The organism is Robbsia sp. KACC 23696 (assembly GCF_039852015.1).
Lineage (GTDB): Bacteria > Pseudomonadota > Gammaproteobacteria > Burkholderiales > Burkholderiaceae > Robbsia.
In genome coordinates this window covers 896590-922302 of sequence record NZ_CP156626.1, presented here as the reverse complement: position 1 = coordinate 922302, position 25713 = coordinate 896590, and the positions used below count along the sequence as shown (strand labels likewise).

The following is a 25713-nucleotide window of genomic DNA, read 5'->3' as shown; positions in this document are numbered from 1 at the left end:
GACAGCACTATCTGATCCGCATCTGCGGAAAAAACAATAATTGACGATCCATTCACATCATTCTGCACTACGAAATAGTTATTGCAGGACAAAAGGATCGATATTATGCATCCGCAACCCTTGACCATGGCCTACCCGTCCGATCGCACTTCCCAGGGCACCGACAAACAGCGTCGCATCGCCCGCAACGAGAGCGACGACGATGATCGCGGCACTTTCGGCCGAAACAGCCGCTCTCCCCTCGGGCTCCCCAGCGCATGGCCAATCGCGAGCGCGGTGCCCAGCCGGACGATCATTACCGGTTTTGTGCGCGACGACGATCCCACCTTCGAAGAGGTGCCCCTCGACGATGACGGCGATACGACGCCGCAAGTTGGCGCCGTGCGCCGTCTTTTCGACGCCCATGCGTCGACTGCGTTTGCCGCGTTCGCCGCTGGCGCGCACTATCTTCCCCCTACCTTCTGGGGCGATACCGACAGCCGTACTTCGAGCATTTCCAGCAGGGATTCAGACGTTTTCGTAACCGCCCCGACAAGCCCTGACGGCTCGCCGCCCCCTTCTCCTGCCGTCTCTCCCTCCCCTTCCCGTGCTTCGTCTCCCAGCGGCGCGATCAATCGACCCGAACCCTCCGACGACAATGCCATCGTCCCGATAACGCTGTCGAATCGTAACGACCGTGCCGGCGACATCGATCTGCTCTTGGCAGGCACCGTCGCTGAAACGCCTGACTTCATCACGGACGACCAGGTCCTTGCCGCAACGCGCGGGGACTGGAAAAAATGGGCCGTCAAATTAATACCCACGGCCATCAACACGGCAATGCAGTCGGCGCTCGCCTATGCGTTTTCCGCGGGCACCCAGGCAATCGCATCGATCCCAAAAAACGACAGCGAGATCGACGCAGCACTGCAATCGCTGAATGCGACGCTGCTCGAATTCGATGCTGCGGAGAAGGAGCAATCGAACCAGGACGGCAGCGATTGGGGAAGCTATCTTGGCTATGTTGCGGCGTTGACATCGGGGGTCGCCTCGATGATCATCGCCTACCGCTATCTTTTCGATGGGGAAAAAAAGTCGCGCCGCATAGACGGCGGAAAGTATGCGTTGATCGCCACGGCAGGCGCGCTCACCTCGGCGCCCCTGCTGCTCGCGCCGAAAACGGCACCCGGCATTTTTTTGAGCAGTCTGTTCGATATTCTCGTCGAGGCGATCGCCCCTTCCGATGCCTTGCCGAAGCTCGACGTCACCGGGGAGAACAGCGGAAGCAGCCGAACCGAGGCATGGATCACCGCCGGTGTATCCGGCGGACTATCGACGATCGTGCTGCTGATCGGCGTGCCAGTCGGCAGCGCGCTGGGTGCCCGGCCGTGGGTGGTCATCCCGATCAATGCCAGCATCCGAACGGTGCTCGATCTGCTCAAGCCGGTCGCACAAAATCGGCTTCGGCAATGGGCCTCGAAGCGCGGCAAGGCCAGTTACGTCTTCACGGAAGCCGACGCGGACATGACGATCCATAGCGAGACATTAGACAAACTCAAGACGCTACTGGGTTTGCCGACATCCGGCGAGAACAGCACGGAAAATGCGGAAGCCGGCATCGTCTCGGCGGAAAAAGGCGTGCTGCATACGCGCGGCATTTATAAGGGCCTGCTCCCGAGCGCGGTCATCGGCCAGATCCCCCGTAATGCGCTGTCTCTTGTCCTGAACGCCGAGGCATCGCAACAGTTGAGCGACGGCGCGGTGCTCACGCTGCGCATTGGCGCCATCGGCGGTGCGAGCGTTCTCTCGATCGCGATGAGCGCATTCGAGACACAGCGCATCACCGCGAAGAAAATCAACAAAAAAGCGGCGAAGACGGAGGCGGAAACGACGTCGGCAAGCGTTCAGACCGCTCCTGCCGACATCGCCGAAGCAGTTGCGCGCAGCGATGTCGTCGATCGCGAGCCGGTCTTCGACGAACGTCTTTAGGAGAACACGATCGTCTTGTGCCCGTTGATCAGCACCCGACGTTCGACATGCCATTTGACCGCCCGCGCGAGCGTCACGCATTCGATGTCGCGACCAATGGCGGTCAGTTGCTCGGCATTCATGCTGTGGTCCACACGCTCCACACCCTGCTCGATGATCGGGCCTTCATCCAGATCCGTCGTCACATAGTGCGCGGTGGCACCGATCAACTTCACGCCGCGATCGAAGGCCTGAAAATACGGTCGCGCACCCTTGAAACTGGGCAGGAAGGAGTGGTGGATATTGATCGCGCGCCCCGACAGCTTCTCACAAAGCGCGGGCGACAGAATCTGCATATAGCGCGCCAGCACCACCAGATCGATCTGCTGTTCTTCCAGCACTTCGACAACGCGCGCTTCCTGCGCCGCCTTGCCTTCCGGCGTCGCATTCAACAGCGGGAAATGATAAAAGGGAATGTTGTACGACGCCGCCAGCTGGTAGAAATCCTTGTGATTCGACACGATGGCCGGAATCTCGATCGGCAGTTGCCCCATCCGATAGCGGAACAGCAAATCGTTCAAGCAATGGCCGATCTTCGAGACCATCAGGATGACCCGCGGTTTATGCGTCACGGCGTGCAATTCCCATTGCATGCCGAAGCGCTCCGCCAACGGCGCGAACGCCTCCTTCAGCAAGGCATGACCTGCCTCCACCCCGATTTCCTCGAAGTGCACACGCATGAAAAACTGTCCGGTATGCGCGTCACCGAACTGAGCCGAATCCAGTACATTGGCACCACGCTCGAACAGAAATCCTGTCACGGTGTGAATGATGCCCGGCCGATCCTGGCAACCCAGCGTCAAGATGTAATCGTGGCGCGCTGACATGATGCTTCCCTCTACTTTCTACTAGTGCTTGATTGAACTGAAACGGGGCGGCCGATACGCATCGGCGTCGATGCGCGGGCAGCCACCCGTCATGGCGCGCGATAAAGCGCGCCGAAACCTTTTGCCTGTTGCGACGAGATCCAACCACGGCGCAGCGCGCAATCGAGTGTGGCGACACTGGCGTCCATCGTCATCTCACCGCGCGCGATCGCCAGCAAGGCGTCCGCTGGCGTCACGTGCAAATGCTCGCCCACTTCGCCGTCCTCGGCACGCGGGGCGAAATCGTCGGGCAGCGCCAGATCGAAAACGAACAATTGCTCCGCCTGCACGCCCTGCTCGATCTCGTTCAGCACATGCAGCGTACCACCGGCTTGGGCACTGGCCGCCAATTCGGGCGCGATACCGGACTCCTCCCAGCACTCCTTGACCAGCGCCTCGGCGACGGTACAGCCCCACGGAATGCCGCCGCCAACGAGGTTGTCCAACATGCCGGGATCGACGGCCTTGGCCAGGCTGCGACGCGCGATCCACATATGCGTCGCGGCACCACCGGCCAGAATGCCCTGCACGCCGTTGACGTGCACCGCATAGGTCATCGTGCCGAAGAAACGCGAGGCGGCGCGTTCGATAAACGCCAGCGGCGGATCATCGAAGGCATTGCGGATCGCAAACGTCTCGTCGCGCCAGCCGGTGATCCTTCCCTCATCGCGCAACGTGGCGATGACCGCGCCCAATGCCTGTGTCCGTGCCGGCGTATCGGCCAGCGCGGCGGCAAGCGCCACCACGCCAGACGGCCCGGCGGCCGACGCCTCGGTGGCTGCGGGCGAAAAAACGAAATACTGCGGCCAGCGCGCGAGCCGGGACACGTCGTCGTGACGTACCCAGCCCACACGGACGCCGTCGATCTCGAAACGCCAGAATCGACGTGCATCGAAGCCCCGCGCCGCCGCAATGCAGGCCGGAGCGCCCGTCGGTCCCGCCGTCAACTGTCGATGCGCGACGGCCCATGCCGCGTCAGATGCATTCATTCCGTCGATCCTCCGCTCCGTTCAGGAAGCCGCGCTCCGCAAACGTGCACGCAATGCCCGTCAATGTCCGTCGAATGTACACAGCGTGAACAACGACAAACCCGCCTCGCGCAACAAGGTCGATCCGCCCAGATCCGGCAGGTCGATCAATGCGGCCCCTTCGACGACATCCGCCCCCAGACGCTGCAACAGCGTGCGCCCCGCCATCAGCGTGCCGCCGGTGGCGATCAGGTCGTCCATCAGCACGACGCGCTCACCGGGGCGGCAGGCGTCGATATGCGCCTCCAGCGTCGCCTCACCGTATTCGAGCTTGTAGGACTCGCTCACGGTCTTATACGGCAGCTTGCCTTTTTTGCGCAGGGGGATAAAGCCCGCGCCCAGCGCATGCGCGAGAAGCGGCGCGAGGATGAAGCCACGCGCCTCGAGTCCGGCGAAGTGCGCGATGCGCTGATCGCGATAGCGCGCGACGAAAGCATCGATGATGACGTTCATCGTCTCGGCCGACGCCAGCAAGGGCGTGATGTCGCGAAACTGCACACCCGGCGACGGCCAGTCCGGAACAGTCCGAACGCGCGCGCGCAAATAGGCCGCGACGGCCTCCCGATCGCCGGGAGCCGGCAACGTCTGTGCTGAAAAGTCCACTTGATACCCTTGTTGATTCGCTTGTGATTCGCCGGATGTGCCGATTCTGTCCGCCGACGGCGGCCCGACGAGCGTTGCGACGGCCGACACGCCAGGCCGCTGCGCCGCCGCAGCCCGTGCGTCCCGTTCGATTATGCACTCCGCCATCGTCCGTCGATGCCCCGCCAGGCCGAGGGATGTCGCTCAGGCACGTCCACTTTCGCGGAGCAGCTTTTCCTCCGCGTGCGCGAGCGCCGATGGCGTCCCGCGCAGGACCAGGACATCGTTCATCATGACCTTGGCGGCGGCGTCCGGCTCGCCGCCACGGATCCCGCGGCGCCGGATGGCCGTCACATCGACGCCCATCTCGCGCAGCCGCAGATCGCCCAATGTGCGTCCTACCGCGTCGGCGTGCGGCTCGATTTTGACGGATTGTAGCCTGACCTGCTCGTCCTCGTTCTCATCGTCGGGATCGTCGGCACCGCGGAAATAGCCACGCAACAGTCCGTAGCGCTCGTCGCGCATCTGTTCCACGCGCCGCAAGACCCGCCGCATCGGCACGCCGACCACCACCAACGTGTGCGACGCAAGCATCAGACTTCCTTCGACGATCTCAGGGATCACCTCGGTCGCGCCGGCCGCCGTCAACTTGTCGAACGCCGCATCGTCGACAGTTCGGACGATCACCGGCAGACCCGGATTCAATTCCTGGACATGCTCCAGCACGCGCAACGCCGACGGCAGATTCGTATAGGTAATGGCGACGGCGGCAGCGCGCTGGAGCCCGGCCGCGACGAGCGCCTCATGGCGCGCGGCATCGCCGAACACCACGGACTCCCCGGCGGACGCCGCGGCGTTGACCCGGTCCGGGTCCAAGTCGAGCGCGACGTAGTCGATGCCCTCCTGCTCCAGCATCCGCGCCAGATTCTGCCCCGAGCGGCCATAACCGCAAATAATCACATGCCCGGTGTTTTTCATGCTTTGCGTCGCGATCTTCGTCATCTGCAGCGACTGCACCAGCCATTCGCTCGACACGACCCGCATGACGATCCGGTTCATGTTCTGCAACAGGAACGGCGCGGCGATCATCGACAGCAACATGGCCGCTAGGATCACCTCACTGGTCACCGGATCGAGCAGATGCTTGTCGTTAATCAGATTCATCAGGACGAAGCCGAATTCCCCGGCTTGCGCGAGGCCCAGGCCGGTCCGCAACGCCACGCCGGGCGTCGCACCGAACAGGCGCGACAAACCGGCGATCAACATCAATTTCAGCGCCATCGGCACGATGAACAACACCGTCACGGCGATCGGGTGATGCCAGACGATCATCGGATCGAGCAGCATCCCGGTAGTGATGAAGAACAGGCCGAGCAAAACGTCGCGGAATGGCTTGATATCCTCTTCCACCTGATGCCGATACGGCGTCTCCGCGATCAGCATGCCGGCGATAAAGGCACCCAGCGCCATCGACAAACCAAGCTCTTCGGTCAGAAAAGCGCCACCGAGCGTGACCAGCAGCAGGTTCAGCATGAACAGTTCTTGCGAGCGCCGGCGCGCGACCAGCGTCAACCAGAACCGCATCAAGGGCTGACCGAGCCACAGCAGCAACGACAGCGCGACGCCGATCTTGATGGCTGCCATGCCGAGCGAGAGGGCGAGGTCGCGCGCATTTTGATTTAACGACGCGAGAATGATCAGCAGCGGCACCACCGCCAGATCCTGAAACAACAACACCCCGATGATGCGGCGTCCGTGCTCGGTTTCCAGCTCCAGCTTCTCCGCGAGCATCTTGCTGACGATGGCCGTCGAGGACATCGCCAGCGCCGCGCCCAAGGCAAACGACGACTGCCAGCTGAAATGGGTGAAGGCATTGACGGCCGCCCCGGCGATCATCGACGCGGCGATCGTCCCCACCACCTGCGCGACCCCCAGGCCGAAGACGATCCGCCGCATCGCCCGCAATCGCGACAGTGAAAATTCGAGGCCGATCGAGAACATCAGAAAGACGACGCCGAACTCCGCCAGATATTCCACGCGCGACGAATCGGAGGCGATGCCGAAGGCATGCGGCCCCACGAGAATGCCGACCACCAGATAGCCCAGCATCGGCGGCAGGTTCAAGCTGCGGAACACGACCACGCCGGCCACAGCGGCCAGCAACAGCATCAAGGTCAGTTGCAGCGGTGTCGTCATCGTCAGATCGGGCTTTAAAATCAGAGGTTTGAAATGGCCAGCGCCGCGCCGATTGAAAGACATCGTCGCGTGGGGCAGTCGGACGCGTCCGGCCTGCGTCGTGGAAAGAGCGAGGGGAAAACAGGAAAATTCACGGTGCCGCGCGAAGCGGACTGTCGAACTATCTCGAAAATAGCATCATCTTGCAGCGAAACTGTCGCATTCCACCAACATTCCGCATTATTGCCCCGCTGCGCGCCGTCGTCGGCACGCGCAATCATCCGGCATCTGTCGCATCGACCGTCGCTCGGCCTGCCTTTTCCGGGGGTAATAGTCTGTCATTCACCGGTAACGAAATCGTGCTGCCGACGGCCTGGCTGAAACACTCGATTGCAGGCCTTTTGTTATACTCCGCGAATGATAGCGAAAATCAATCAGGACCGTGCCATGTCATTGGCACGCGAGGTCCTGGCGATCGAAGCGGATGCCGTACGCGGCGTCGCCGAGCGCCTGGATGGTCAGTTCGTCGACGCGGTCCAGTTGCTGCTGGCATGCCGCGGGCGTGTGGTCGTCTCGGGCATCGGCAAATCCGGTCATATCGCGCGCAAGATCGCCGCGACCCTGGCCAGCACCGGCACGCCGGCCTTCTTTGTCCATCCGGCCGAAGCGGTCCATGGCGATCTTGGCATGATCACTGCCGACGACGTCTTCGTCGCCATCTCGTATTCGGGCGAGACCGATGAGCTGCTGCGCATCATGCCGCTTGTGAAGCGAATGGATACGACGCTGATCGCGATCACCGGCAACCCGAAATCCAGCCTGGCCGGCTTGGCCGATGCCCATCTGGACGGCTGGGTCGCGAAGGAAGCCTGTCCGATGAACCTGGCGCCGACGGCCAGCACCGTGGCTGCATTGGCCCTCGGTGATGCGCTCGCCTGCGCGGTGCTGGATGCGCGCGGCTTCGGCCCCGAGGATTTCGCGCGTTCTCACCCCGGTGGCGCGCTGGGCCGCCGGCTGCTGACCTATGTGCGCGACATCATGCGCGTGGGCGATCAAGTCCCGCGCGTATCGGCGGATGCCAGCGTCCATGATGCCCTGTTCGAAATAACGGCGAAAGGGTTGGGCATGACCGCCGTCACGGAAGCGGGCGACACGCTGATCGGCGTCTTCACCGACGGCGACCTGCGCCGGGTACTGAAAAGCCATTCGACGCTGGACACGCTGCCGATCAAGGATGTGATGACGCGCTCGCCGCGCGTGATCGCCCCGGATCATCTGGCCAGCGAAGCCGCCAGCCAGATGGAAAAATTCCGCGTCGGCCAGATTCTCGTCGTCGAACCGGCCGGAACGCTGGTGGGCGCATTGAACCTGCATGACCTGTTCCGTGCAAAGGTAATCTGATGAGCCATACGGAAAATTTCGCCGCGGCATCGGGCCCGGCCGCGAGCGCGGGTGCCGCGCCCATCGACGCCGACACGCTGCGCCGCCGCGCGGCCGGCGTCCGGCTGATGGCCTTCGATATCGACGGCGTCTTCACCAGCGGCCAGATCTATTACGGGCATGACGGCGAGATGCTGAAAGCCTTCCATACGCTCGACGGTCATGGCGTCAAGCAATTGGCCCGCTGCGGCATCGAGGTCGCGATCATTACAGGCCGGGAATCCGGCATCGTTGCCTCCCGTGCCCGGGAACTCGGTATCGGCCGTGTATTCCAGGGGGTCAAACAAAAAGGCGATGTGCTGGCCAGCTTGCGCGCCGAACTGCAGTTGCGCGACGCCGACATCGGGTATATGGGTGACGACTGGCCGGATCTGCCGATCTTGTGCCGCGTCGGCTTTGCCTGCGCGCCCGCCAACGCGCATCCGGATGTCCGGTCGCGCGTGCATATGGTGACCCAGGCGCGCGGCGGCGAAGGCGCGGTGCGCGAAGCGTGCGATACGATCCTGCGGGCAACCGGGCATTACGACGCGTTGCTGGCCAAACAGTGCGAGGGCTGAGCGTATGACGTCCAGTACCGGCGCTGCTCGTACGCCGCCCGCGCAGCCCACGCCCCCTTCGCAGCGTCCGCCGCACCAGGCAAAGTGGACGCAACGCGTTGCACCGTTCGTGCCGATCGTCGTCATGGCGATCCTGGCCGGCGCGACCTACTGGCTACTGCAGTCATCGCTCAAGCCCGCCGCCCAGCCGGCGGCGAAGCAGGTAGGGCATACCGCCGACTATTTCGGCAACGACCTTTCGGTCACGATGCTCGACGATACCGGCAATGTGCAATACCGACTCAATGCGCGAACGTTGACGCATTACGAAGACGATCAAAACAGCGTACTGACCGATCCCGCGCTGCGTTCCTTCAAGCCCGGATCGCCCATCATCACGGCTACCTCGAAACGCGGTGTGGTCAATAGCGACGCCTCGATCGTGAACCTGTACGATGACGCGAAGGTGGTCCGTGCGCCGGGCCCCGCGGATCCCCCGATGGAAGCGGATTCCTCGCACTTCGAGGTGCTGGTGAACGATGACACGATCCGGACGGAAAAGCCCGTCAAGCTGACCCGTGGCCCGTCGATTGCGACGGCTACGCAAGGCATGACTTATATCAACACGACCCGCTCGGCCCAATTGTTCGGTAACGTCCGCGGCTCGATCGCGGCCCAGCAATTGAACGGCGGGACGCGCTGAATCAGAACGACCAGATGAAATTTTCGTATCAAGAGCCGCGCCGCGTCGCGCGGCGCATCACGGCCACGTGGCTCACGCTGGTAGCCCTGCTTGGCGGGCTGGCGACGTCGGCGGCCCATGCCGAACAGGCAGACAAGAACAAGCCGCTGGTCTACTCGGCCGACCACCTGTCGTATGACGATCTGAAACAGACGACCATCCTGACCGGCAATGTCGAGCTGACCAAGGGCACGATCATCGTCCGCGGAGACCGCGCCGAGATCCATCAGGATCCGGAAGGCTATTCCTACGCAACGGCCACCAGCGACAAAGGCCTCGCCTACATCCGGCAAAAGCGCGATGGGGTCAACGAGTACTTCGAGGGTCAGGGCAAGCGCATCGACTACGACGGCAAATCCGACGTGTCGACGCTGACCGGCTCGGCCGTGGCAAGGCGCCTGTCGGGCCTGACCACCCCGATCGACGAAGTTCACGGTAGCGTCATTCGCTACGACGGCCAGACCGGCTATTACACGGCGCAATCGAATGGCGGGACGAAGACCGGCACGCCAGGTGGTCGGGTCCGCGGCATGATCGCGCCCAGTACGACTACGCCGGCAGCCCCCTCGTCACCCGCCTCAACCGACGACGGCGATAGCAGTGCCTCCACCGGTAACGGCGCCGGGGATGGCAGCCGCGGCGGTGTTGCAAACGCCCATAGCACCCGAACCCAGGCGGTCACGGACGGTACGAGCGGTGCATCCGGCACCGCCGGCGCCTCGCCGCTCGAGTCGGCACATCAATTGGAGACCACCCCATGACGGACGTTGCCGTGGCAAATGCAACGGCCGCCGAGGCTCTGCACGAGGCCGCCGGACTGCTGCAGCATGCTGGCGAACGCCGCACGCTGAAGGTCAGAAATCTGGAAAAGCGCTACGGCGCGCGCACTGTCGTCAAGGACGTCTCGCTTGACGTCTCCAGCGGCGAGGTGGTGGGACTGCTCGGGCCGAACGGCGCGGGCAAGACCACGTCGTTTTATATGATCGTCGGTCTGGTCCCGCTGGACGCTGGCGAGATCCAGTTGAACGACAAAGTGATCTCGAAGCTGCCGATTCACCTGCGCGCGAAACTGGGGCTGTCGTATCTGCCTCAGGAGGCCTCGGTTTTCCGTAAGTTGAGCGTCGAGCAGAATATTCGTGCCGTTCTGGAGCTGCAACGCCATCCGAATGGCCGCAAGCTGTCTCGACAGGAAATCGCCGATCGCACCACGGCCTTGCTGGAAGAATTGCAGATTGCACATCTGCGGCAAAACCCGGCCATGTCGCTATCGGGCGGCGAGCGTCGACGGGTCGAGATCGCGCGTGCGCTGGCGACCGATCCCGGCTTCATCCTGCTCGACGAACCGTTCGCGGGCGTCGACCCGATCGCCGTGATCGAGATTCAGAAGATCGTCCGCTTTCTGAAAAGCCGCAATATCGGCGTATTGATCACCGACCACAACGTGCGCGAAACCCTCGGGATCTGCGACCACGCCTACATCATCAGCGACGGCCACGTCCTTGCCTCGGGCGCGCCGGCCGACATCATCGCCAACGAAAACGTGCGCCGCGTCTATCTGGGCGAACATTTCAGGATGTAACACGCCGCGACGGCGCGTGTCGATCGGCGACTTTTTTTCCGATTTTTTGTTTCTTCAGCAGCCGCCCCGCCCTTGCACGACGCCCTCCGGTACGTCTGCACATCGATGATTGATGCCCCCATGCGCCCCTGCCGGCCCTTGCCTGCGGGGGCGCGCTGCAATTACCGGGCCAAGTTGGCATCAAACGGCAATCTAGTGGTTTCGCCGCATCCTCAAAGCCACTACAATGGTTGGCGACATTATGAAAGCCAGCCTCCAGTTACGCCTATCTCAACACCTCGCGCTCACGCCGCAGTTGCAACAATCCATTCGATTGTTGCAACTGTCGACGCTGGAATTGCAACAGGAAGTTGCCACCGCCGTCGCCCAGAATCCATTGCTAGAAAGCGATGACGATTGGGGCGGCAAGTCGTTGCGCGTGGCGAGTGATGGTTCGATCGCCGGGCACGGCCCGTCGACCGCTGGGACGAGTGGCGTATCGGAAGGCGGCCAGAACGGCGAGAATCGGCGGGATGGCGCCGAGGGCGAGGCGCACGGCGGCAACGGCAGTGACAGCGGTGACGGTGACCGCGGCAATGCCGATGCCCCGCGCGACAGCAGCGACGATGGTCCGTCCTGGAGCCTGGACGACTATGCCCGTAGCGGCTCCGGCGGCAGCGGCGCTGGCAGTGACGACGATGATCTGCCGCCGATGCAGCTCGAGGAAGTGCGCACGAATCTGCGCGATCACTTGAACGATCAGCTGGCCCTGACGCGCACCGATGCCCGTGATCGCGCGCTGGTTACCTTCTTGATCGAATCGATCGACGACGCCGGCTATCTGACCACGTCGCTCGACGAGATCGTCAGCGAATTGCCGGAAGACAGCGGCATCGACATCGACGACCTGAACAATGCGCTGACACTGCTGCAAAGCTTCGATCCCGCGGGTGTCGGTGCGCGCTCGCCGTCGGAATGTCTGGCACTGCAATTGCGCCGCCTCACGCCGGGCGCCACCCGAACGCTGGCGCTCGATATCGTCAACCATCATCTCGAATTGCTCGCGGCGCGTGATTTCGCCCGCTTGCGTCGGCAGTTGAAGGTTGATGATGATGCACTGCGAGAAGCGCATCAACTGATCCGTTCCCTGGAGCCCTTCCCCGGCGCCGCCTACAGCAGCGCTGAAGCGGACTATGTGATTCCGGACGTCCTCGTGCGGAAGACCAGTCAGGGCTGGATCGCCGAGTTGAATCCCGAGGTGATGCCGAAGCTTCGCATCAATAATCTGTACGCCAATATCCTGCGCAACAACCGCGGCGATCCCGGCAGCGGATCGCTGCGTCAGCAGCTGCAGGAAGCACGCTGGCTGATCAAAAATATTCAGCAACGATTTGACACGATTTTGCGTGTGGCGCAGGCTATTGTGGAACGGCAGAAGAATTTTTTTGCCCATGGCGAAATTGCCATGCGTCCCTTGGTTTTGCGAGAAATTGCTGATACGCTAGGTTTACACGAGTCGACTGTGTCGCGCGTCACAACAGGCAAGTACATGCTGACGCCGTCGGGGACCCTCGAGTTCAAGTTTTTCTTTGGCTCCCATATCTCTACCGATACGGGTGGCTCGGCCTCGTCCACGGCGATACGTGCACTGATCAAGCAATTGATAGGAGCAGAAGACCCGAAAACGCCGCTTTCCGATAGCCGGATTGCCGAGCTGCTCGCTGAACAAGGCTTCGTCGTCGCACGACGGACCGTTGCAAAGTACCGCGAAGCGCTCCGCATTCCAGCCGTCAATCTCCGTAAGTCGCTCTAGTCCGCCGCAGTTTCCCGCCGTTGTTCCGCGAGGCTGCGTCGGCAGCTCACAGGGCATTGGCTCGTCGCATGTTGCGGCGGGTTTGTACCGGCCGCGAACGACTGCGAAGCTTCCGCCGCGCAGCGATCCTCCGGCCCCAGCATGGGAGAAGCAGCAATGAATCTGACCATCAGTGGACACCATCTCGATGTCACACCCTCCTTGCGCGAGTATGTGATGAACAAACTCGACAAGGTGCTCCGGCACTATGATCAGGTGATCGCCGTCAATGTGCTGCTGACAGTGGATAACCATCGGGAGAAGGAAAAACGGCAACGCGCCGAAATCACGCTGACGGTCAAGAAACGCGATATCTATGTCGAGAGCGCCGATGGCGATTTGTATGCCGCCATCGATCTCCTCGTGGATAAGCTCGACCGACAAGTATTGCGTCACAAGGATCGGCTGCAGGGCCATGAACGCGAGGCATTGAAGCACGTTGCCGTGAATGCGGCGCAGGCGGAACTGCTGGAGTCCTCGCAATAAGCGACATCCGCATTCCGACCCATCGCTTTGGCAGTTCCCGATCGTGACACATGTGTCCGGATTCTGGAAAAGCGGCGGGAAATGCGCACGAACGGCAGGATGGCAGCATTGGCATACACGCCTCCATGCGGCCGCGCGGCCAACAGGATTGGCCCGGCCCTAAACCGGTTTAGCGTTATTGCCGCACTGTGCTGGAATACAGTTCGACGCGCGTTAGGACAAAGAAGCCGGTGGCGTTGCCACCGGCTTTGTTCTTTGCAAGACGTTTCTCGTGTTGTCCACGTCATTGTGTGGTTTATTTTGCAGCGCGCAACAATGGCGCAATAACGAAAGCACGTGCTCTATAATAGGAAATTCGTCACGGGGAAATTCGGCTCGGCATGGCGTCGGTGTGCTAAATAGACGCCGGCGGTTGATGCCTGCTTTTCAACATGAATCGTTTAGCCAAACTGTTAGCGCCGGAAAACGTACAACTCGGCGTCAGCGTCACGAGCAAGAAACGTGTGTTCGAGCAGGCGGGTCTGATCTTCGAGAATCAGCACGGGATCGCGCGCAGCATCGTCACCGACAACCTTTTCGCACGTGAGCGGCTTGGGTCCACCGGCTTGGGGGAAGGCGTCGCCATCCCGCATGGTCGCATCAAGGGTCTCAAGCAGCCGCTGGCCGCTTTCATGCGGCTGGACACGCCCGTGCCGTTCGACTCGCCGGACGGCCAGCCGGTTAACCTGCTGATCTTCCTGCTGGTGCCGGAGCAGGCAACCCAGCAACATCTGGAAATCCTGTCGGAAATCGCCCAGTTGCTGTCGGACCGCGACACACGCGAGATGCTGGCGGCGGAGCGTGATCCGCTGCAGGTGCATCGTGTCCTGACGCAGTGGCATAACTGACCGCCCCTTTCTTCGCGTGGAGTCTTCCGCCTGATGGATACGTCGAGCATCAATGCGCAAAGCATCTTCGACGATAACGCCGCCGAATTGAAACTGAGTTGGCTCACCGGCCATGAGGGCTGGGAGCGCGGCTTCTCTCCGGAGACGGTCGAAAACGCCACGTCCAGCGCGGATCTGGTAGGACACTTGAATGTGATCCACCCCAACCGGATTCAAGTCCTGGGCGATGCCGAACTGGCCTATTATCAGCGCCAGTCCGACGAGGATCGATCGCACGATATCGCCAAACTGATCGCGCTGGAACCCCCGTTTCTCGTCATCGCCGGTACCGGCGAAGTGCCCGACGAATTGATTCTGCGCTGCACTCGCTCATCGACGCCGGTGTTCACCACCCCGCTGTCGTCCGCGGCGGTCATCGATAGCCTGCGGCTCTATATGTCGCGCATCCTCGCCCCGCGCGCGACGATGCACGGCGTCTTCCTCGACATCCTCGGCCTCGGCGTCTTGCTGACCGGCGACTCGGGATTGGGCAAGAGCGAGTTGGGACTCGAACTGATCAGCCGCGGCAATGGTCTGGTCGCCGACGACGCGGTCGATTTCGTTCGGCTCGGCCCCGACTATATCGAAGGCCGCTGCCCGCCGCTGCTGCAGAATCTGCTGGAAGTACGCGGGCTGGGTCTGCTCGACATCAAGACGATCTTTGGTGAAACAGCCGTCCGGCGGAAGATGAAGCTGAAATTGATCGTCAATCTGGTGCGCCGTCCGGACGGTGAATTCCATCGATTGCCGATCGATGCGCAAACGATCGACGTGCTAGGCCTGCCGATTCCGAAAGTGAATCTGCAAGTGGCCGCCGGCCGCAACCTCGCGGTGCTGGTCGAAGCCGCCGTTCGCAATACGATTCTGAAGCTGCGCGGTATCGACACGCTGCACGACTTCATGGACCGACAACGTCTGGCAATGCAAGAGCCAGACAGCCAATTTCCTGGAAAAATGATCTGACGCGCAGGCCAGGTCGACAGTGCTATGATGGCTGCAACTCCGGTGTAAACCGGTTCACCGTCTGCTTACCCAGAGGGTGGCGCGGCGCGCGGTAGCTCGCCCTGTCTCGTGACAGGCCGGCGTCCCCGACGCGAGCAGCGCCACCGGCGCGCGCCGATGTGGTATTCGGCGACGACTGGGCGACTTTGCTTCGTAAAGCTGCCGCCATGCGGATCATTCTTATCACCGGTATTTCGGGGTCAGGCAAATCGGTCGCGTTGAACGCGCTCGAAGACGTGGGCTATTACTGCGTCGAGAATCTGCGACCCCGCTTCCTGCAGGAACTGGCCGGCGAACTGGACCGCGACGGTTGTACGCGACTGGCCGTCGCGATCGACGCGCGTCCGGGCGCCGCGGCCCTCGCAAACGCACCGCTGGGCATCGAAGGCGTGACGCCGCGCGACGCTGGAGGACCGTCCGTTTCCGATATCAATGCCATCATCACTCGCTTGCGCGACGATGGGCATACGGTGCGCGTGCTGTTTTTGAATGCCAGTACGCAAGCGCTGATTGCACGGTACTCCGAAACGCGGCGCCGACATCCGCTGTCTGCCGCCGTCGGCAGCGCCCTCGCCGCCGATGGCTCGTCGGCCGGTGCCGATACGTCGTTGGCGGACGCCATCGAACGCGAACGCATGCTGGTCGCACCGCTGGCCGGCCTCGGTCATCAAATCGATACGAGCAATCTGCGCGCCAACACCTTGCGTGCCTGGGTCCGTACGTTTGCGGAACATCAGAACGAAGGTCTGACCGTGATGTTCCAGTCCTTCGGTTTCAAGAAAGGACTGCCGCTCGATGCCGACTACGTATTCGACGTGCGGATGCTGCCGAACCCCTATTACGATCTGTCGTTGCGACCATTGACCGGACTCGACCAGCCGGTGATCGATTATTTAAGTGCTATTCCGGAAGTACATCGGATGATCGACGATATCGCACACTTTATCGAAACCTGGCTGCCCGCCATCCGCAACGACAATCGCAGTTATCTGACCGTGGCGATCGGTTGCACCGGCGGCCAACATCGGTCCGTGTTTATCTCGAAGACGCTCGCCGAGCGTTTCGGCGGTGCCGACCGCGTCATCCTGCGGCATCGTGAAATCGCGCCGACCGTCGTGCCGGGCGTATCTACAGGACGGTGACCATCATGGCAACGCTGCTGGCCGACCTGCCGCTTTTCCCATTGGGTGCCGTGCTGTTTCCGGACGGCTTGTTGTCGTTGCGGGCGTTCGAAGCGCGCTATCTGGACATGGCACGGGACTGCCTGCGTCGGGACGTGCCGTTTGGCGTGTGCCTGTTGAAGAGCGGCAGTGAAGTATCGCTGCCCGGAAGTGACGAGGCGGAGCCGGAGACAATCGGTTGCCTGGCACAGATCGTCGGGTGCGACGTCCAGCAATTGGGCGTGCTGCTATTGCGCTGCCGCGGAATGCATCGCTTCCGTCTCCTCTCGACGCACCGCGAAAAAGACGGTCTGCTGCGTGGCGTCGCCGAGCCGATGGGCGACGATACGGTCGAGGACGAATCGGACGAACACCGGATACGCCTGGCGTCCTGCTCCGAATCACTGAGTCGCATCATCGACAATGTCCGCGAACGGGATCCCGCGCATATGCCGTTTCTCGAGCCCTTCCAGCTCCACGACGCGAGTTGGGTCGGAAACCGCTTATCCGAGGTCTTGCCGATCTCGATTCGCGCGCGTCAGCAATTGATGGAACTTGACGACGCCGGCACCCGGCTTGAACTAGTCCATCAATACATGATGCGCCATCAGATGCTGTAGATCGCCGATCGAGCGTCTTTTACAACAAGGCACCGCGCAAGCTGTCGAGCAGCTTGCGCACCGGCGCCGGCAAACCGTATTGATGCAGCGACGACCAGGCGACCCATTCGACTGGCGCAACGCCCGCGTCATCGTCGGCAATCCCGAAATCGATGCCCTCAGCGGTCGGCACGCGCCGCGTCGATGCCGACTTAGCCGCGCCGCGCGGTTTCACGTTCGATGCGGTGGGTGACAACGTCAGCGGACCGCCTTGCGGCTCCGTGCAAGGCAGTAACAGCGGCGTGATCGTCAGACGGAAGTGGGTGAATTGATGCGCGAACGGCGTCAGTTGCGATGCCTGCGTCCAGTCCGCCCCGTATTCGCGCGCCAGCGATTGCGCCTGCGCCGGGTCGGCAGCCTCCGGCAAACTCCATAGCCCGCCCCAGATGCCATGCGGCGGACGTCGATATAGCAAGAGATGCGAGCCAGTGTCGAATACCAGCATCGTCGTTTCCCGCTGCGGGACGACTTTCGCCGGCTTGCGCGTCGGCAGATCCTTCTGGCGACCGCCCACACGCGCGACGCAATCGTCGTGGAAGGGGCAGCGCTCGCACAACGGGTTCGCACGGACGCATAAGGTCGCGCCCAGATCCATCAAACCTTGCGTATAGGCCTTCATCGTCGCACGCGATTTCTCGGAGCGCGTCGATCCGCTCGGCGCCGGAAGCAAGGACTCGGCGAGTGCCCACATCGCCGTCTCGACGCGTTTTTCACCGGGGAAACCTTCGATGCCGAACACCCGCGCCAGGACACGTTTGACATTGCCGTCGAGAATCGTCTCGTGCGTCCCGTAGGCAAAGGCGGCGATCGCCGCGGCCGTCGATCGGCCGATTCCCGATAGCGTGACGAGTTCGGCGACATTGTCCGGGAAACGCCCGTCGAAACGCGCCACCACATCCTTCGCGCAGCGATGCAGGTTTCGCGCACGCGAGTAATAACCGAGCCCTGCCCAGAGCGCCATCACCTCGTCCTCGGGCGCGGCGGCAAGTGCGCGAACATCCGGAAAACGTTCGGTGAAACGCGCGTAGTACGGGATCACCGTGGCCACCTGCGTCTGCTGCAACATGATTTCGGACAGCCAGACACGGTAAGCATCGTCGGTCTGCCACGGCAGGTCGTGGCGACCATGTCGGCGTTGCCACGCAATCAGGCGCGGCGCAAAACTGTCTTTCGCTATCAAAGGGAGCACAGGACCCACGGGGCGGTTCGATGGCAGGGCGTGGCCCCGCCGATTACAAAAGCAGCCGGCTCAGCGCTGGCACTGCGCGCAGTAGAACGTCGAGCGCTGGCCCTGAACGATCTTGCGGATCGGCAACAGGCAGACGCGGCACGGCTGGCCGTCGCGATCATACACCGCGTGCGCCATCTGAAAATAGCCGCTGGCACCGTCGCTGCCGATGAAATCGCGCAAGGTGCTGCCGCCCTGCTCGATCGCCTCACCCAGCACCTCGCGGATTACTTCCGCCAATCGATCGTAGCGCTGCCGCGAAACGCGGCCGGCGGCGGTGGTCGGGCGGATACCGGCACGGTACAGCGATTCCGATGCATAGATATTGCCCACGCCTACGACGATCGTCCCGGCCAGCAAGGCCTGTTTGACGGCCATCGCCCGGCCGCGCGTGCGCTCGAACAACAAAGCACCGGAGAAGGCATCGGAGAATGGCTCGACGCCGAGCGAGGCGAGCAAGGGATGCGCGAGCACATCACCGGCCTCCCGTGGATGCCACAGTGCCGCGCCGAAGCGACGCGGATCGCGCAGCCGGACGATCGCCTCGTCGAAGACCAGGTCCAGATGGTCATGCCGACCGGGGGCCAGATGCCGGTCCTCCCCCTGCAACACGCGCAACGAACCGCTCATACCGAGGTGCAGAATCAACCATCCGGCATCGGATTCGAGCAAGAGGTATTTGCCGCGACGCGAGACGGACCGGATCGGGCGGCCGGCCAACGCCGCCGGCATCTCCGTCGGAATCGGCCAGCGCAGCGCCGGCGTACGCACGTGCACGGCCTGCACGCGCCGCGCGGTGACATGAGGCGCGATCCCGCGCCGGGTAACTTCGATTTCGGGTAATTCGGGCATGATCCGGGACGGCGGGCGCCCCACGGGAGCGCGGTTTGACACATTATGCAAGGTGCGGTCCGACAATGTACCACCGCCCTCCTGACAATGTCGGCACGTGGAGCTTACAAAAATGGGCGGTTTGCAAGTCATTCGATGCGCGAGCGGGTCGAAACGTAGCGGTCGCGATACAATCAAGGAAACTGCAGCCTGGAACTTATGAACCACTCTTTCGCCACACCCGCCCGTTTGCCGCGTCCGGAGCGAATGACGCATCAGGATGCTTCGTCCATGTCTCCGTTCCCCGCGATACACCCTTCAGCGCTGCAGGCTGCGCAGATCCGCCATGCCGTCCGTCCGGACCATGACGTCGACGCGATTGCCGCCCCCGCTACAAACGGGATGGCCGATCGTTTCGCGTTGCGCCGGATCGTCAGGCTCGTACGTGCCGTTGCCGTCACGGCCCTCTCCGCCACGGCGCTGAGCGGTCTCGCCGCGCACGCCGCCTTTGCCGCCGGCGCCGTTGCGGGATCGACGCAGGGCACGGCGGTGGGCGCCTCGGCGTCGCCTCTCGGGCACGCCGGCGTGCCGCTATTGGCGCAAGGCAGCGCGACGCCGGCGCAAGCCGCGCCGGCGGACGACGACGATGGCGACAGCGACCCGACAACGGTGCCGATGCCCGGTGGTGCGGCAGCGCCGGCGACGACGGTGGTGATGCCGGCCGGCCAGCGCCTGCCCGCGTCGGACACGGTCGATCTGCCGAATCGCGAACTCTCGAGCCAGATCGTCTTCCAGGTGCTGGCGGCGGAAGTCGCGTTGCAACGCGGCCAGGCGGCGCCGGCTTACCAGACTTATCTCGCGCTTGCGCGCTCGACGCAGGATCCGCGGATGGCGCAACGCGCCGCCGAAATCGCCGTCAGCGCACAGAGCCCGAGCGATGCCTTGACCGCCGCGCGTCTGTGGCACCAATTTGCGCCGCACTCGGACCAGGCGGCCCAATTCGATGCCACGCTGCTGGTATTGAATGGCTATCTGGACGAGGCCAAGCCGCTGCTCGCCCGTCAGTTGGCCGCCGTGCCCGATTCGGATCGGGGCGCCGCCATCATGTCCTTGCAGGAACTGGTCGGGCGCGGCCCGGATCATATCGGCGGCGTGCGGGTGCTGCGCGAGCTGCTGCAAGACGATATGAATCGTCCGGAAGCCTCGACCGCCATCGGGCGGCAGCAGTTGCTGGCCGACGATCAGCCCGGCGCGCGCAAATCGTTCGATGCCGCATTGAAAGTCAAACCGGATTTCGCGCCGGCCGCCCTGCTGCTCGCGCAGCTGAGCGCCGATGCGCGGCATGATGCGATCGCGTCGGTGTCGGGTTTCGTGCAGCAGCATCCGAAAGACCGCGATGCCCGCTTCCTGTTGGCCCAGCTGTATCTGGCCGACAACCAGGTCGATCCGGCCCGCAAGCAATTCGAGACGCTGCATCGGGCCAATCCCTCTGACCCGGCGCCGTTGTTCGCGTTGGGCCTGCTCAGCATGCAATTGAAGCAGCAAGGCGACGCGGAGAAGTACTTCACGCAGTATGCCGATCAGGCCGCTAAGCTCAATGCCGCCGCACAGACGCAAGCGGGGCAGAACGGCGCATCCAACGGCATGCTGACTCGGCACCTCGACGGCGGTCCCGCCTATCTGTATCTGGCGCAGATCGCGGCCGAACGCAAGGATTTCACGGCAGCGGATGGATGGCTGCAGAAAGTCGACGTCAACAGTACGCAATTCGTGCCGGCCCAGATCGGTCGCGCCGAACTACTGACGCAGCAAAAACGCTATGACCAGGCCGATGCCTTGTTGTCGAGCATCCCGCCACGCACCGCGCGCGAAGCAGTGGCATTGGGTCGCGCCGATGCCGGCGTACTGATGCAGGCCGGCAGGTACGACCAGGCCGAACAGCGACTCTCGGCGTTGGTGCAACTGGCGCCGAACGATCCCGATCTGGTCTACGACTACGCGATGGCGGCGGAGCGCAACGCGCACTATCCCGTCATGGAAGCGCAATTACGCCGCGTCATCCAGCTCGATCCGACGAATGCGCAGGCGTATAACGCGCTCGGCTACTCCTTGGCGGACCGCGGCGTGCGCCTGGACGAAGCGGACAAGCTGATTCAGAAGGCGATGTCCTTGGCGCCCGGCGATCCCTATATCACCGACAGCGCCGGCTGGATCAAGTTCAAGCTCGGCGACAAGGATCAAGCGGTGACGCTGTTGCGGCGCGCCTATCAGATCCAGCCAAATGCGGAAATCGGCGCGCATCTGGCCGAAGTGCTGTGGAGCCAAGGCAAGCAGGACGATGCACGCCAGGTGCTGCGCAGTGCCCAGCAGCTCGATCCGACCAATGACACGTTGCTGGGCGTGATGTCGCGCCTGAAGGTCACGATCGAATGAAGGGTTCGTTTCTGCATCACCGCTCCGCTGCGCATGGCGTCACTGTCGGTGCCCGCGCCGGCCGCTCCACCCTTTCGCGCCGAAGCGGCCTGACGCACCGGCTCGCGTCGACCTGCACGATTGCCTGCCTGAGTGTCGCGGCGTTGTTGACCGGCTGCGCGACGCAAACCCCACCGCAACAGAAAACGCTCGCCCCTACGGCGCGCACGACGGCGCACAGCGCGTTCCAAGGGCGCTTTTCGGTCCGGTACGCGGATCAAAATCAGCGCGTGCAGAACGCCTACGGCAATTTCGACTGGCTGGAACAGGGTGACGAAGTGACGCTATCGCTGCGTAGTCCTCTGGGAAGCACGCTGGCCATCGTCGGCAGCACGCCGACACAGGCGACGCTCGAGCTGCCGAACCAGCAGCCACGCACCGCGACGAATGTCGAGGACCTGATGCGCGGGGCGCTCGGTTTTCCGTTGCCGGTCTCCGGCATGCGGTACTGGCTGAAAGACAGTCCGTCTCCGGAATCGCATGCGCAGATCGTCCGGGATGCGCAAGGCCGCATCACCCAGATTGTCCAGGACGGATGGCGTATCGATTATCTGGCTTTCGGTGACACGCCGAGCGACGCGCCGCCGGCCACGCGGACGGCTGGCGCCGGCGCTGCCACATCGCAGGCGCCTTCGGTTCGTCGGATGAACCTGACTCGGATCGACGCGCCATCGAACGCACCGCTCGACGTCCGGATCGTTCTGAACCCCTGAGCGTGCGCGAGTGCCCATGGCGCCATGTCGGCGGTAAGATGCCGATGTGTGTCCATCGCCGAATCACACGATGGGGCGCTTGCCCGTTTTGCCGCCCCATCTCGCTGGCTGCCTTTTCTTACCTCGTCGTTCCCTCATGACCACGCTGCCGCCCTCCCCCGCTCGTCCTGTGCTGTCCACCACGGACATCGCCGCACCCAACCCTGCGCTGCGGGCTTTGCTGCCTGCCGCGGCACGCACGATGACGGACTGTCTGGCGCCGGCAAAGCTGAACCTGTTCCTGCACATCACCGGCCGACGCCCGGACGGCTATCACGCCTTGCAAAGCGTGTTTCAGTTGGTGGGCTGGGGCGACACCCTGCACTTTGCACGACGCGATGACGGTCAGATTCGCCTGCTGACGCCCCTGCCCGATGTGGATCCCGAGACGGACCTCACCGTCCGCGCCGCCCGCCTGCTGCAAACGTATCGTGGCAGCCATTACGGCGTGGACATCGTCGTCGAGAAACGCATTCCGATGGGTGCCGGGCTGGGCGGCGGCAGCTCCGACGCGGCGACGACGTTGCTCGCCCTGAATCAGCTCTGGGAGCTGGGCGAGTCGCGAGAGACGCTCCAGGGCCTCGGCCTGAAACTGGGCGCCGATGTCCCGTTTTTCGTTTACGGCCGCAATGCCTTTGCCGAGGGCGTGGGCGAGCTGCTGCAGCCAGTGCAGACACCCGAAGCATGGTTTCTGATCGTGACACCGCCGGTGCATGCATCGACCGCAGAAATATTTTCATCGCCGCATTTGACACGGAGCACGAAAGCCATCACAATTGCGGACTTTCCTGATGCGAGCTCAGGTGCCAGTGCCGCTGAAATCTACGGATTCGGCTGGAACGACATGCAAGCTGCGGTGGAAAAACAGTACGCGATGGTTGCGGAAGCCAGAGTCAGTTTGTCTGCTTTCGCGCCGGCGCGGATGTCGGGATCCGGCGCGAGTGTATTCGCGGCATTTGCCAGCGAACACGCTGCGAGGGAAGCCCAAGCGGCATTGCAAGCGCAATCGTCGTCGGCATCGTGGTTCAGCATTGTGGCGCCCGGTATGGCGAACCACCCGCTGTAAAGCACTACCGAACGAAGTAACGCAGGCGTTGGATCGGGTTTTGAGAAAAATTTAGCGAAAACGCTAGACGGATACGAAAAACCCACCTATAATGCAGGGCTCTTGAGTGATCTGAACGAACGCAAACGCGGCTTCGGAAACACACAAAAGAACATATCGAACAGTGCCGTTGTATAGGCGTCCTGTCTCGATAAAGCGGTAACCGGCATCGCGCCGGGAGCAGTACGTAGGGGAGTCGCCAAGTTGGTCAAGGCACCGGATTTTGATTCCGGCATGCGAGGGTTCGAGTCCTTCCTCCCCTGCCAAAAGAATTCTTCTCATCGAGCAATGACAGCAGTCTGAAAAAACGGGGCCACATGGCCCCGTTGCTCGATAAGTTCCCAAGTCAGATCTTCGGCCCGCCCGATGACGAAGCAAAAGCAAGACGTCAGCCTTTCAGGTGACGCAGGCATTCAGCACCAGCGCTTGTCCGCCCGAGTTGCCTCCTTCAAAGCCCCCCCGAGTGTAAAAACGATGAACGAAGGCCTGATGGTTTTCACTGGCAATGCCAACCCGCACCTTGCCCAGGAAGTCGTCAAGATCATGGGCTTGCCACTGGGCAAGGCTACGGTCAGTCGTTTCTCCGATGGGGAAATTTCGGTCGAGATCCAGGAAAACGTTCGCGGCAAGGATGTCTTCGTGCTGCAGTCCACCTGCGCGCCGACCAACGACACGCTGATGGAACTGATGATCATGACCGATGCGCTGCGTCGCGCGTCGGCTGGTCGGATCACCGCGGCCATCCCGTATTTCGGCTATGCACGTCAAGATCGCCGTCCGCGTTCCGCACGCGTGGCCATCTCGGCGAAGGTCGTGGCGAATATGCTGCAGATCGCCGGCGTGAACCGGATCATCACGATGGATCTGCATGCCGATCAGATTCAGGGCTTCTTCGACATTCCGGTCGACAATATTTACGCCACGCCGATCCTGCTGGACGATCTGCGCAGCCGCAACAACGACAACTTGTTGGTCGTGTCGCCGGATATCGGCGGCGTCGTGCGCGCCCGGGCATTGGCCAAGCAATTGAACACGGAACTCGCCATCATCGACAAGCGTCGTCCGAAGGCGAACGTTGCCGAAGTAATGAACATCATCGGTGACGTCGAGGGCCGTAACTGCGTGATCATGGATGACATGGTCGACACCGCGGGCACGCTGTGCAAGGCGGCCGAGGTGCTGAAGGAACGTGGCGCATTGAAGGTTTTCGCCTACGCGACGCACCCGGTGCTGTCGGGCGGCGCGGCCACCCGTATCGCCGCGTCGCAATTGGACGAACTCGTTGTTACCGACACGATCCCGCTGAGCGAGGAATCGCGGTCGTGCTCGAAGATTCGCGCATTGTCGAGCGCCGGCTTGCTGGCCGAGACGTTCTCGCGAATCCGCCGGGGCGATTCGGTGTTGTCTTTGTTCCAGGACGGCGAAGGCCTGCTGCCCTGATATCGTATTGCACCATGTCGGCACGATGCCGGCATGGAACCAATCGGCGCGACTCAGCTGAAAGCGGGGCGCGTCGTTTTTTGACGAGAATCCTTAACGGATTCATTGCACTGCCTGGTCGCGGGCAGTTTGTGGAGAAACAAGATGGACGTTATCGCTTTTGAGCGCAGTGTACAGGGCACGGGTGCGAGCCGCCGCCTGCGTCGCGCTGGCAAGACGCCGGGCATCGTTTACGGTGTTGGCGAGCCGCAAGTCATCGAACTGGATCACAACGCACTGTTCCACGCGTTGAAGAAGGAATCGTTCCACGCATCGATCCTGCAGTTGAAGGTCAGCGGCGGCGAAGCACAGCAAGTGTTGCTGCGCGACGTGCAATACCACCCGTTCAAGCCGCAAGTGCTGCACGTTGACTTCATGCGCGTCGACGCAGCGAAGGTTCTGCACACCAAGGTGCCGGTGCACTACATCAACCAAGAAACGTCGCCGGCTGTGAAGCTGAGCGGCGCGGTGATCTCGCACGTGTACTACGAGCTGGACATCGTCACGTTGCCGAAGAACCTGCCGGAATTCGTTTCGGTCGACATGGCGACGTTCACGCTGGGTCAATCGTTGCACGCAAAGGACGTCAAGCTGCCGAACGGCGTGCAACTGTCGCCGACGTTCGCACAGGAAAACCCGGTCATCGTCACGGCAACCTTGCCGGCAGCTGCGCAGTCGGAAGACGGCGCCAGCGCCACCGAAGGCGGCGAAGCAGCAGCGTCGTAATCACGACGTCGGTCGGGCCTTGTGCCTGGCCGTCGGTATCGGGCTCAACCGGGGCGCTCGCGCTGCCCTGCCGAACACGATACCGGCTTCCCTCCCCCTTC

The 25713-nt window shown here is 62.5% G+C and carries 23 protein-coding genes and 1 tRNA gene; 18 read left to right on the top strand and 6 right to left on the bottom strand.

Features of this window, described 5'->3' with window-relative positions; translation table 11 throughout:
- Positions 1-105 precede the first annotated feature (105 nt).
- The gene (locus tag ABEG21_RS03750) at positions 106-1968 is read left to right on the top strand and encodes a hypothetical protein (RefSeq protein WP_347555931.1); all 1863 of its coding nucleotides are present in this window, start codon (positions 106-108) and stop codon (positions 1966-1968) included.
- Here ABEG21_RS03750 and purU read toward each other — a convergent pair.
- The 4 genes from purU to ABEG21_RS03730 all read right to left on the bottom strand — a co-directional run bounded on the left by purU (position 1965) and on the right by ABEG21_RS03730 (position 6679).
- Complete coding sequence (purU, locus tag ABEG21_RS03745; RefSeq protein ID WP_347555930.1) at positions 1965-2834, bottom strand: formyltetrahydrofolate deformylase; 870 nt, start codon at positions 2832-2834, stop codon at positions 1965-1967. The genes ABEG21_RS03750 and purU overlap by 4 nt on opposite strands.
- An 89-nt stretch (positions 2835-2923) precedes the next feature.
- Positions 2924-3862, bottom strand: a complete 939-nt coding sequence (locus ABEG21_RS03740) for a DUF4743 domain-containing protein (RefSeq protein WP_347555929.1) — start codon at positions 3860-3862, stop codon at positions 2924-2926.
- A 60-nt stretch (positions 3863-3922) separates the two neighbouring features.
- On the bottom strand, positions 3923-4483 hold the full coding sequence (locus ABEG21_RS03735) for an adenine phosphoribosyltransferase (RefSeq protein ID WP_347556612.1): 561 nt from the start codon (positions 4481-4483) through the stop codon (positions 3923-3925).
- Positions 4484-4687: 204 nt separating this feature from the next.
- The gene (locus ABEG21_RS03730; protein WP_347555928.1) at positions 4688-6679 is read right to left on the bottom strand and encodes a monovalent cation:proton antiporter-2 (CPA2) family protein; all 1992 of its coding nucleotides are present in this window, start codon (positions 6677-6679) and stop codon (positions 4688-4690) included.
- 396 nt (positions 6680-7075) lie between these two features.
- Here ABEG21_RS03730 and ABEG21_RS03725 point away from each other — a divergent pair, with 396 nt between their 5' ends.
- From ABEG21_RS03725 to ABEG21_RS03675, 11 genes are all read left to right on the top strand, one after another.
- On the top strand, positions 7076-8059 hold the full coding sequence (locus ABEG21_RS03725; RefSeq protein WP_347555927.1) for a KpsF/GutQ family sugar-phosphate isomerase: 984 nt from the start codon (positions 7076-7078) through the stop codon (positions 8057-8059).
- Between the two features lie 107 nt (positions 8060-8166).
- The gene (locus ABEG21_RS03720) at positions 8167-8655 is read left to right on the top strand and encodes an HAD hydrolase family protein (protein ID WP_347556611.1); all 489 of its coding nucleotides are present in this window, start codon (positions 8167-8169) and stop codon (positions 8653-8655) included.
- Positions 8656-8659: 4 nt separating this feature from the next.
- Entirely contained in the window at positions 8660-9337 is a 678-nt protein-coding gene (gene lptC / locus ABEG21_RS03715) for an LPS export ABC transporter periplasmic protein LptC (protein ID WP_347555926.1), read from the top strand.
- A 14-nt stretch (positions 9338-9351) separates the two neighbouring features.
- On the top strand, positions 9352-10137 hold the full coding sequence (gene lptA / locus ABEG21_RS03710; protein WP_347555925.1) for a lipopolysaccharide transport periplasmic protein LptA: 786 nt from the start codon (positions 9352-9354) through the stop codon (positions 10135-10137).
- Complete coding sequence (lptB, locus tag ABEG21_RS03705; protein ID WP_347555924.1) at positions 10134-10955, top strand: LPS export ABC transporter ATP-binding protein; 822 nt, start codon at positions 10134-10136, stop codon at positions 10953-10955. The genes lptA and lptB overlap by 4 nt, the downstream gene beginning before the upstream one ends.
- Positions 10956-11196: 241 nt before the next feature.
- The gene (locus ABEG21_RS03700) at positions 11197-12747 is read left to right on the top strand and encodes an RNA polymerase factor sigma-54 (RefSeq protein ID WP_347555923.1); all 1551 of its coding nucleotides are present in this window, start codon (positions 11197-11199) and stop codon (positions 12745-12747) included.
- A 156-nt stretch (positions 12748-12903) separates the two neighbouring features.
- A complete protein-coding gene (gene raiA, locus ABEG21_RS03695) occupies positions 12904-13272 on the top strand; it encodes a ribosome-associated translation inhibitor RaiA (RefSeq protein ID WP_347555922.1) in 369 nt (122 codons plus the stop codon).
- A gap of 431 nt (positions 13273-13703) precedes the next feature.
- Positions 13704-14159, top strand: a complete 456-nt coding sequence (ptsN, locus tag ABEG21_RS03690; protein WP_347555921.1) for a PTS IIA-like nitrogen regulatory protein PtsN — start codon at positions 13704-13706, stop codon at positions 14157-14159.
- Between the two features lie 33 nt (positions 14160-14192).
- A complete protein-coding gene (gene hprK / locus ABEG21_RS03685) occupies positions 14193-15161 on the top strand; it encodes an HPr(Ser) kinase/phosphatase (RefSeq protein ID WP_347555920.1) in 969 nt (322 codons plus the stop codon).
- A gap of 206 nt (positions 15162-15367) precedes the next feature.
- A complete protein-coding gene (rapZ, locus tag ABEG21_RS03680; protein WP_347555919.1) occupies positions 15368-16342 on the top strand; it encodes an RNase adapter RapZ in 975 nt (324 codons plus the stop codon).
- Entirely contained in the window at positions 16339-16980 is a 642-nt protein-coding gene (locus tag ABEG21_RS03675) for an LON peptidase substrate-binding domain-containing protein (RefSeq protein WP_347555918.1), read from the top strand. The genes rapZ and ABEG21_RS03675 overlap by 4 nt, the downstream gene beginning before the upstream one ends.
- A 19-nt stretch (positions 16981-16999) precedes the next feature.
- Here ABEG21_RS03675 and mutY read toward each other — a convergent pair whose 3' ends face one another.
- Positions 17000-18217, bottom strand: a complete 1218-nt coding sequence (gene mutY, locus ABEG21_RS03670) for an A/G-specific adenine glycosylase (RefSeq protein WP_347555917.1) — start codon at positions 18215-18217, stop codon at positions 17000-17002.
- A gap of 51 nt (positions 18218-18268) precedes the next feature.
- The gene (mutM, locus tag ABEG21_RS03665) at positions 18269-19099 is read right to left on the bottom strand and encodes a bifunctional DNA-formamidopyrimidine glycosylase/DNA-(apurinic or apyrimidinic site) lyase (RefSeq protein ID WP_347555916.1); all 831 of its coding nucleotides are present in this window, start codon (positions 19097-19099) and stop codon (positions 18269-18271) included.
- A gap of 270 nt (positions 19100-19369) precedes the next feature.
- Between mutM and ABEG21_RS03660 the strand changes: the two genes are divergently transcribed.
- The 6 genes from ABEG21_RS03660 (at position 19370) to ABEG21_RS03635 (ending at position 25612) form a co-directional block, all read left to right on the top strand.
- Entirely contained in the window at positions 19370-21511 is a 2142-nt protein-coding gene (locus ABEG21_RS03660) for a tetratricopeptide repeat protein (protein WP_347555915.1), read from the top strand.
- Positions 21508-22263: a lipoprotein insertase outer membrane protein LolB gene (gene lolB / locus ABEG21_RS03655; RefSeq protein WP_347555914.1), complete on the top strand. Its 756-nt coding sequence runs from the start codon at positions 21508-21510 to the stop codon at positions 22261-22263. Before ABEG21_RS03660 ends, lolB begins: the two co-directional genes overlap by 4 nt.
- A 241-nt stretch (positions 22264-22504) precedes the next feature.
- On the top strand, positions 22505-23368 hold the full coding sequence (gene ispE, locus ABEG21_RS03650; protein WP_347556610.1) for a 4-(cytidine 5'-diphospho)-2-C-methyl-D-erythritol kinase: 864 nt from the start codon (positions 22505-22507) through the stop codon (positions 23366-23368).
- 228 nt (positions 23369-23596) lie between these two features.
- Positions 23597-23673, top strand: a tRNA-Gln gene (locus tag ABEG21_RS03645).
- Positions 23674-23881: 208 nt separating this feature from the next.
- Positions 23882-24847, top strand: a complete 966-nt coding sequence (locus ABEG21_RS03640; RefSeq protein WP_347555913.1) for a ribose-phosphate pyrophosphokinase — start codon at positions 23882-23884, stop codon at positions 24845-24847.
- 144 nt (positions 24848-24991) lie between these two features.
- Entirely contained in the window at positions 24992-25612 is a 621-nt protein-coding gene (locus ABEG21_RS03635; RefSeq protein WP_347555912.1) for a 50S ribosomal protein L25/general stress protein Ctc, read from the top strand.
- Positions 25613-25713 lie beyond the last annotated feature (101 nt).